The sequence below is a fragment of the Marinobacter sp. UBA2498 genome (assembly GCF_002341575.1).
Taxonomy (GTDB): Bacteria; Pseudomonadota; Gammaproteobacteria; order Pseudomonadales; family Oleiphilaceae; genus Marinobacter; species Marinobacter manganoxydans.
The window spans coordinates 5,921-14,114 of record NZ_DDOI01000068.1 but is presented as its reverse complement, the minus strand read 5'-3'; the positions used below and the strand labels follow the sequence as shown (position 1 = coordinate 14,114).

10 protein-coding genes are annotated in these 8,194 nt (G+C 59.4%); 2 read left to right on the top strand and 8 right to left on the bottom strand.

The features are described from left to right. Positions 1-536: nucleoside/nucleotide kinase family protein (locus B2W52_RS09685; RefSeq protein WP_476738523.1), on the top strand; the 536-nt coding region annotated here is incomplete at its 5' end. A 5-nt stretch (positions 537-541) separates the two neighbouring features. On the opposite strand, the gene B2W52_RS09680 is transcribed toward B2W52_RS09685, so the two are convergent. The 3 genes from B2W52_RS09680 to B2W52_RS09670 all read right to left on the bottom strand — a co-directional run bounded on the left by B2W52_RS09680 (position 542) and on the right by B2W52_RS09670 (position 2,990). After that, positions 542-1,390 (bottom strand): pirin family protein, encoded by an 849-nt coding sequence (locus tag B2W52_RS09680; RefSeq protein WP_008173439.1) that lies wholly within the window; start codon positions 1,388-1,390, stop codon positions 542-544. A 135-nt stretch (positions 1,391-1,525) separates the two neighbouring features. Then, complete coding sequence (gene speD / locus B2W52_RS09675) at positions 1,526-2,320, bottom strand: adenosylmethionine decarboxylase (RefSeq protein ID WP_008173437.1); 795 nt, start codon at positions 2,318-2,320, stop codon at positions 1,526-1,528. Positions 2,321-2,567: 247 nt separating this feature from the next. Next, entirely contained in the window at positions 2,568-2,990 is a 423-nt protein-coding gene (locus B2W52_RS09670) for an OsmC family protein (protein ID WP_008173433.1), read from the bottom strand. A 265-nt stretch (positions 2,991-3,255) separates the two neighbouring features. On the opposite strand from B2W52_RS09670, the gene crp reads away from it, so the two are divergent. Then, positions 3,256-3,897, top strand: coding sequence for a cAMP-activated global transcriptional regulator CRP (crp, locus tag B2W52_RS09665; protein WP_007153756.1), 642 nt, complete (start codon positions 3,256-3,258; stop codon positions 3,895-3,897). A gap of 82 nt (positions 3,898-3,979) precedes the next feature. On the opposite strand, the gene modC is transcribed toward crp, so the two are convergent. The 5 genes from modC to B2W52_RS09640 all read right to left on the bottom strand — a co-directional run. Further along, a complete protein-coding gene (gene modC / locus B2W52_RS09660) occupies positions 3,980-5,062 on the bottom strand; it encodes a molybdenum ABC transporter ATP-binding protein (protein WP_008173427.1) in 1,083 nt (360 codons plus the stop codon). After that, the gene (gene modB, locus B2W52_RS09655; RefSeq protein WP_008173425.1) at positions 5,059-5,739 is read right to left on the bottom strand and encodes a molybdate ABC transporter permease subunit; all 681 of its coding nucleotides are present in this window, start codon (positions 5,737-5,739) and stop codon (positions 5,059-5,061) included. Before modB ends, modC begins: the two co-directional genes overlap by 4 nt. Next, entirely contained in the window at positions 5,739-6,542 is an 804-nt protein-coding gene (gene modA, locus B2W52_RS09650; RefSeq protein WP_008173423.1) for a molybdate ABC transporter substrate-binding protein, read from the bottom strand. The genes modB and modA overlap by 1 nt, the downstream gene beginning before the upstream one ends. Beyond that, complete coding sequence (locus B2W52_RS09645; protein WP_008173421.1) at positions 6,526-7,494, bottom strand: alpha/beta hydrolase; 969 nt, start codon at positions 7,492-7,494, stop codon at positions 6,526-6,528. Before B2W52_RS09645 ends, modA begins: the two co-directional genes overlap by 17 nt. Further along, positions 7,454-8,194: sterol desaturase family protein (locus tag B2W52_RS09640; RefSeq protein WP_286802754.1), on the bottom strand; the 741-nt coding region annotated here is incomplete at its 5' end. The genes B2W52_RS09645 and B2W52_RS09640, both read right to left, overlap by 41 nt.

Genomic DNA, 8,194 nt, shown 5'->3' with positions numbered 1-8,194 from the left:
GCACCTTCACGCCCTGGGGGCCTTTGCCCGCCGATACCGATCTGCTGTTTTACGAGGGGCTTCATGGGGGTGTGGTCAGCGAAACCTGCAATATCGCCCAGTATGTGGACCTGCTGATCGGTGTGGTTCCGATTGTGAATCTTGAATGGATCCAGAAGATCCACCGGGACACGCACAAGCGGGGCTACAGCCAGGAGGCGGTGGTGGAAACTATCATCAACCGCATGGATGACTATGTGCACGACATCGTGCCCCAATTCTCGCACACCCACATCAATTTCCAGCGCATTCCCCTGGTCGATACTTCCAACCCCTTTGTCGTCCGGGAAGTTCCCACTGAGGACGAAAGCATGCTGGTGATCCGGTTCCGGGATCAGTCAGAGGTGGACTTTCCCTATCTGCTGCAGGTGATTGCAGGCAGCAGCCTGTCGAGACACGACACCCTGGTGGTTCCGGGCACAAAAATGCCGCTGGCCATGGACCTGATCGTACGGCCGATGGTGCAGCGGCTGATGGCAAGAAAGCCGTTTGCCTGAGGCCGTCAGGCCGTCAGGCGTCCATCCCGGTAATCCCGGAGCGTCTGTTCGATCTCTTCTCGGGTATTCATCACAAACGGACCATACTGGACCACCGGCTCGCCGATCGGTTTGCCGGCAATCAGCAGGAGTCGCGCTCCGGCTTGCCCCGCATGGAGTTCGATCTGGTCGCCGTCGTCGGAAAGAACGTTGGCGGCGCTTCGCTGCAGCGAGCTTTCCCCCAGGCTCGCGCTACCCTCGTAAAGATAGAGCATGGCGTTGTGGCCTTCCGGAAGGAGCAGTCTCAGGCTCCCATCGGATGCCAGGTGAATATCCGCGTAGATCGGCTGGGTGGTGCGATCGGGCATCGCCCCTGCATGGGCCTGGCCATCGATCTGTAATGAGCCGGCAATGAGCTTCAGTTTGCCACCGTCGAAGGCAAGCTCCGGAATCTCTTCCGGCTGGATGTCCCGGTAGCCGGCCTTCGTCATTTTTTCCGCCGCTGGCAGGTTCAGCCAGAGCTGAAAACCGCGCATCACGCCTTCTTCCTGCTGGGGCATCTCCGAATGGATGATGCCGCGACCGGCGGTCATCCATTGCACACCACCATTGCGCAGGTCGCCCCGGTTTCCGAGATGATCTTCATGCAGCATGTGCCCCTCGATCATATAGGTCACGGTTTCGAACCCCCGATGGGGGTGCGAGGGGAAGCCTGCGATATAGTCGGCGGCCTCGGCGGAACCAAACTCGTCCAGCATCAGGAACGGGTCAAGGCGAATGTTCTGTTGCTGGCCAATGGAACGCTTGATGCGCACGCCGGCACCGTCGGACGTTTCCAGGGCGGGTATGATCTGTTTCAGGGAGCGCAGGGTCATGATGTCCTCCTCTCGTTAGCTCTTGGCTCTATTTAAACGGGATGGGAGGAGAGAATAAAACGCAGAAATCTGGGGGGTGACATCAAAAAAACTGAAGGACCCGTGACGCCCCGGGCGGGGCGCCACAGGAGGCGATCATTCGACGTTGCGGGAATAGAAGATTTCCAGCATTTCCCGACGCAGACGGTCCTCGATGGACTGCGCTTCGGCGGGATCAAGATCACCGGCGTTCACCCCGAACACATAGTTATCGAGGTTGAAGTTCTTCAGCATCATCTTGGTGTGGAACAGGTTCTCCTGGTACACGTTCACATCGATCATCTGATACGCGTTCTGGGTATCTTCGGTCAGGTAGTTCTGGATCGAATTGATATCGTGATCAATGTAGTGCTTGGTGCCGTCCACATCACGGGTAAAGCCGCGAACCCGGTAGTCCACGGTAACGACATCAGAATCAAAGCTGTGGATCAGGTAGTTCAGCACTTTCAGCGGTGAGATCAGGCCACAGGTGGATACGTCGATGTCAGCGCGGAAGGTGCTCACGCCATCGTGGGGATGGCTTTCCGGGTAGGTGTGCACCGTGACGTGACTCTTGTCCAGGTGGGCCACGATGGTATCCGGCAGCGGTCCGGGAGACTCTTCGTTGTCGGGCTCTTCGCCATTGGTGAGCTCGTGCTCGGCGATCAGCATGGTGACAGATGCGCCATGGGGCTCGTAGTCCTGACGCGCGATGTTAAGAACGTTGGCGCCGATAATCTTGACGACGTCGGTCAGAATCTGGGTCAGGCGCTCGGCGTTGTACATCTCGTCGATGTAGTCGATATAGGCCTTGCGTTGTTCTTCGGTCTGCGCATAACAGATGTCGTAGATGTTAAAGCTCAGGGATTTGGTCAGGTTGTTGAAACCATGCAGCTGGAGTTTTGATTCCATGCTCAGCCCCTCCGGATCGTGGAGATGAATGACTGCAGAGCTGCATTGCTGAGCTCTGCCGAGGCCGCCACCGACTACTGACCGGGTTGTTCACCTTTTGCGCAGACCGGCGGAGAGGGTGCGTATTATGCACACCGCAAGTGACGTTGAATAGTATTCGCAATGACATTTTAGCATTCGTGATTTCCCCTGCATCCGGCCCGGGGAATCGGTCCATGAGCGGCCCTGGCGAGATTTCTCACACGTGTTATGACGCCTGGTGAACCTCGTAGCTGTGACTGATCTCGACGCCGGCCTTCTCAAGCATGATAGATGCGGAGCAGTACTTTTCTGCCGAAAGGCCCACGGCCCGCTTGACCAGATTGTCTTTCAGGCTGTTTCCGGTTACTACGAAGTGCAGGTGAATGCGTGTAAACACCGCCGGAACCGCGTCGGCCCGCTCTGCTTCGAGCTCGGCGTGGCAAGCGGTCACGTCCTGGCGGCTTTTCTTCAGGATGCTCATGACGTCGAACGCCGAACAGCCTCCGAGCCCCATCAGCAGCATTTCCATGGGGCGCGGGCCCAGGTTCTCACCGCCGTGGTCTGGCGGGCCATCAAGCTGCACGCTGTGGCCACTGCCGCTGGTGGCTTTGAAACTGGCGTTGCCGGTCCAGTCTACGGTTGCTTTCATGGGACGACTCTCCGTTGTGATGACGCGGGACCAACTGGTGTGTTGGCCCCGATAAAGATGACCTGTGGCCGGATGCTAGCACAACCGGCTTCGCCAGGCAGGCCGATCTCGGATACATGTTGTATACTCTTTCCGGTTGCCCGCAACAGACCTTCTTGTTATAAGTTGCGCAGTTTTGCAGTAAAAAAGAACGAACCCGCAAGGAAAGCCGGGTGCATAACAAACATTGGGACCCGCCAGTATCTGAGGAGGCACGACTCGCATTATGGCCACTATCGTCAAGCCGGTTGAGCAGAAAACAAAGCATCTCGACTATTTCCTTTCGCAGTGCCATCGCCGCCGTTACCCAGCCAAGAGCACGATTATCTATGCCGGGGACAAGAGCGATTCCCTGTTCTACATCGTCAAAGGCTCGGTGACGGTTATCATTGAAGACGACGATGGTCGCGAGATGATCATGGCCTACCTGAACGCCGGTGACTTTTTCGGTGAAATGGGACTGTTCGACAACATGGATTCCCGCAGCGCCTGGGTAAAGGCCAAGACCGAGTGCGAAGTGGCGGAGATCAGCTACACCAAATTCCGTGAGATTGCCCAGCAGGATCCCAGGGTTCTGTATTTCATTGGTGAGCAGATGGCTTCCCGCCTCCGCCAGACCACGCGCAAGGTGGGTGATCTCGCGTTCCTGGATGTGACCGGTCGGGTCGCCCGCACCCTGCTGGATCTCTGCAAGGAACCGGATGCCATGACCCACCCGGACGGCATGCAGATCAAGATTACCCGCCAGGAAATCGGCCGTATCGTGGGTTGTTCCCGGGAGATGGTTGGACGGGTTCTGAAGACCCTGGAAGATCAGGGCCTGGTTCGGGTCAAGGGCAAAACGATGGTGGTGTACGGCACCCGCTGAGTCTCCGTATAGCAGAGCATCGATGTAGCAAGAAAGGCCGCTGATATCAGCGGCCTTTCTGGTTGGGGCAGGGGCGCCGGTGTCAGTCGGCCAGGGCCACGGACTTGATCTGCATCCACACCTGCCGGCCGGGTTCCAGAGCCAGCTGGTCAACAGCCCGGGTGGTCAGTCGGGACATGACCGGTGTGGGTCCGGCGAGCAGGCGGACGATACTGACGCCGGGGGTAACGTCCGGCTCAATCCGGTCAATGGTTGCCGGAACCAGGTTCTGGATGCTCTGGTCAGGGTTCTCTTCCAGAGCCAGGCTGATGTCCCGGGACAGCAACTGGATCCGGACCCGATCCCCGATTTTCATGCCGTTGTCCCGGCGCAGCCACAGGGAGCCACCGTCGAACTCAAAGCGCGCCAGGTGCCAGCGCTGATCCAGTTCTCTTATTGTCCCCTCCACAAGCACGCCCGCGTCGTCCTCGAGACGGAACGGGTTATCCATGCGTGCAAGTGTCTCCCGGGTCGGCCCGCTGGCTAACACCTTGCCGTCCTCCATGACCACCAGATGGTCGGCGAGCCGGGCCACCTCTGCGGTAGAGTGGGAGACATATACGATCGGGATGGCCAGGGCGTCCCTAAGACGCTCCAGATAGGGCAGGATGTCGTGTTTGCTGGCTTTGTCCAGGGCTGACATCGGTTCGTCCATAAGTAACAGCCGGGGACTGGTCAGCAGCGCGCGGGCTATCGCTACCCGCTGGCGCTCGCCCCCGGACAGGCCTGCGGGCATACGGTCCAGGTGGCCGCCGAGTCCCAGCCAGTTCACTGCCTCGTCAAACCCGATCTGCCGGTCCGTGGCCGGAATACGCCGGTATCCGAATTCAAGATTCTTGCGCACGGTCAGATGGGGAAACAGGTGGGTTTCCTGGAATACATAGGCGAGGGGACGTTTATGAACCGGCAGGAAAGTATCAGCGCTTTGCCAGTGTTCGTCGAGAACGGTCATGGCTCCCTCTGCGCGGTGAAGGCCCGCCATACAGCGCAAAACAGTGGTCTTGCCGCAGCCGGAATGCCCGAACAGGGCGGTGATGCCCGTGCCGGGCAGGGTCAGGTCAACGTCCAGACCAAACCCGGGAAACGCGCAACGGAAGCGGGCAGAGATGCTTTTCTTTTCGCTCATCTCAGTGCTCCCGACCGGGCCTTACCGTTGAGAGCGTAGAGGGTGACCAGAACCACGAAGGAGAACACCACCATGCCGGCAGAAAGCCAGTGTGCCTCGGTGTATTCGAGGGATTCCACGTGGTCATAGATAGCAACGGAGAGAACTTTGGTTTCCCCGGGAATGTTACCCCCGATCATCAGAATCACGCCGAACTCGCCAATGGTATGGGCGAAGGTCAGTACGGCGGCAGTGAGGAAACCGTTGCGGGCAAGGGGCACGGCAACAAACAGGAAGCGATCCCAGGGCGCGGCGCGAAGCGTGGCAGCGACCTCGAGGAAACGGTCGCCAACCGACTCGAAGGCATTCTGCAGCGGTTGCACCGTAAACGGCAGGGAATAGATCACGGAAGCCACCACCAGACCCTCGAAGGTAAACGGCAACAGCCCGATGCCGAGCGACTGGGTGACCTGGCCAACCCAGCCTTCCGGCCCCATCACCAGCAGCAGGTAAAAGCCAAGGACCGTGGGCGGCAGAACCAGAGGCAGCGCGACCACGGCCGCCACCGGCTGGCGCAGCCAGTGCCGGGTTCGGGCGAGCCACCAGGCGATGGGCGTGCCTATCAGCAACAGCAGCAGAGTGGTTGTCGTGGCCAGTTTCAGGGTCAGCCAGACTGGATCCCAGTAGGTTTCAAACATCAGTTGATCGCGTCATGTCCTTGGTCGTAACCATAGCTCCGGATGATGCCGATGGCCGTATCGGATTTCAGGAAATCCATCCAGGCGCGGGCTGCTTCATTGCTGGCGCCCCGGTTCAGCAGGATGGCCTGCTGGTCAATGGGCTGGTAATAGGCCTGAGGCACCTGCCATAGGGTGCCGGCATCCTCGTCCCAGACTTTCACCTGGGAAGCGGCCACGAAACCGGCCTGGGCATTGCGACTGACAACAAACTGGAACGTCTGGGCTATGGAATCACCGCGGACCAGTTTCGGTTGCAACGTTTGCCATTGGCCGATGTGCTCAAGAACCTGCTGGGCAGCCAGGCCATAGGGTGCGGTTTTCGGGTTGGCGATGGCCAGTCTGGCGAAGGGTTGCTGCTCCAGATAGCGCGGGGCATCCTCAAATGCATCGGGCGCCGGACTCCAGAGCACCAGCTTGCCCCGGGCATAGGTAAAGCGGGTTCCGTTGACCCCGGCCTGGGCCTCTTCGATCAGCTCTGGCCTGAGCACGTCGGCCGCCATGAATACGTCGAAGGGCGCGCCGTTCCTGATCTGGGCGTAAAGTTTGCCGGTAGAGCCAAAGCTGGCGGATACCCGGTGACCGGTTTCCGCTTCAAAGTGCCTGGTCAGTTCCCGGGTGGTGTCGGTGAAGTTTGCGGCCACACCAATACTGACTTCGCCGGCGATGGCTCCGGAAGCAAAACTGAACAACACGCACAGGCAGGCGAAAGCCCGGGTTATTGGGTGGCAGATTCTGGTGCGGCGTTCATGGGGCTCTGGCATGGAGCAGGGCTTTCTGTTCGGCGGTTGATTGGGCAGACGCATTGTCCCTATGCAGGCACAGGGAATGCAAGTATTGCCACACCTCGTCCCGGTTGGTTTCGTTGAGCATCTCATGGCGCCCGCCCTCAAACAACCTCAGGGTCACATGGCCAACACCCGCCTCTCGAATGGCCTGAAAGTGCTGGCGCACGCCGCGACCCATTTCACCAACCGCGTCCGCCGTTCCAGAGAACAGGTGCACAGGCAGGTCTTTGCGCCAGGTCGGCGGTTTAATGGCCAGCATGCCGCCGATAAAATCCAGCCAGAGCCCGGTTGAGCATTGGAACCCGCAAAGCGGATCGGCAACGTAGGCGTCAACCTGGTGCGGATCGCGGCTGAGCCAATCGGCATGGGTCCGGTTGGGGCGGAACCGGCGATTGAACTGCTCAAACGTCATGCGGGTAATCAACGGGCTGCGGTGCCGCTTGCCCCGGAGCAGTCGGATCAGGCCGATCAGGGCCCGGGATGCCAATAGCTGGCCTCGATCAATCCGGTTGGTGGCGCTCAGGATCAGGGTATCCAGGGAATCACCGTGCCTCTGGGCGTAACCCTGGGCAATGAACGAGCCCATGCTGTGGCCCAGCAGGTTGACCGGCAGCCCGGGAAACTGTGAACGGGCGTGTTGGACCACCTGGTGCAGGTCGGCCAACACGCTGGCCCAGCCGTTCTGGTCCGCATAGTGCCCCAGGTTCTCGACTCCTGAATTCGGGCCATGGCCCCGGTGGTGAAAGGTGATAACGGCCATGCCGCGTTCGCAGAGCCAGCGAGCGAGGGACTGGTAACGGTCGCCATGCTCGGCCATGCCGTGGCTGATGATCAGAAGGCCGGTGGGAGCCGTCGGGGTAAAGACTGTTCCGGCTATACTGTGGTCATCACCACTGCTCAGCGTCAGAGGGTGTTCGTTCGTTGTCACGACCCGGTTCCTTGTTGTTTTTCTCCGCAGCCGGGCGTTGCCACTCCGGCGGTTTCCATAGATGGGTAAGGCGAGACAATAATCCGCCGGGCTGTGCCATGTCGCGGAACAGGTCCACGTATTCGTGGGTCCAGAGCACAATCAGGTTACTGGAGCGAACAGGCCGGGTGATGCCGTATTCGGGCGGATCCTGGGCATTTTCATCGACAAACGTGCCGAACAGGCGATCCCACACTATCAGCGTGCCGCCGTAATTACGGTCGATGTAGCCGGGATTTCGGCCATGATGGACGCGGTGATGGCTGGGCGTGTTGAACACCAGTTCGACCCAGTCGGGCAGCTTCCCGACCAGTGTGGTGTGAATAAAGAACTGGTAGACCAGCGACAGGGCATAGGCTACGCCGATCCAGACAGGATTGAGTCCCAGCAGGGCCAGGGGCAGGTAGAACACCCACATGCCGTTGAAAATGTTGGTGGCATTCTGGCGCATGGCAGTGGAGAAGTTCATCCGCTCGGAGGAATGGTGAACCACATGGGCCGCCCAGAACCAGCGCACCCTGTGACTGGCCCTGTGCATCCAGTAGAAACAGAAGTCCACGCCCAGAAAAGCCAGCAGCACGGTGAATCCGTTCAATTCCAGATCAAACAGCCGGTAGTGGTAGCACAGGGCATAGACAGGGAAGGCAATGAGGCCCGCGAA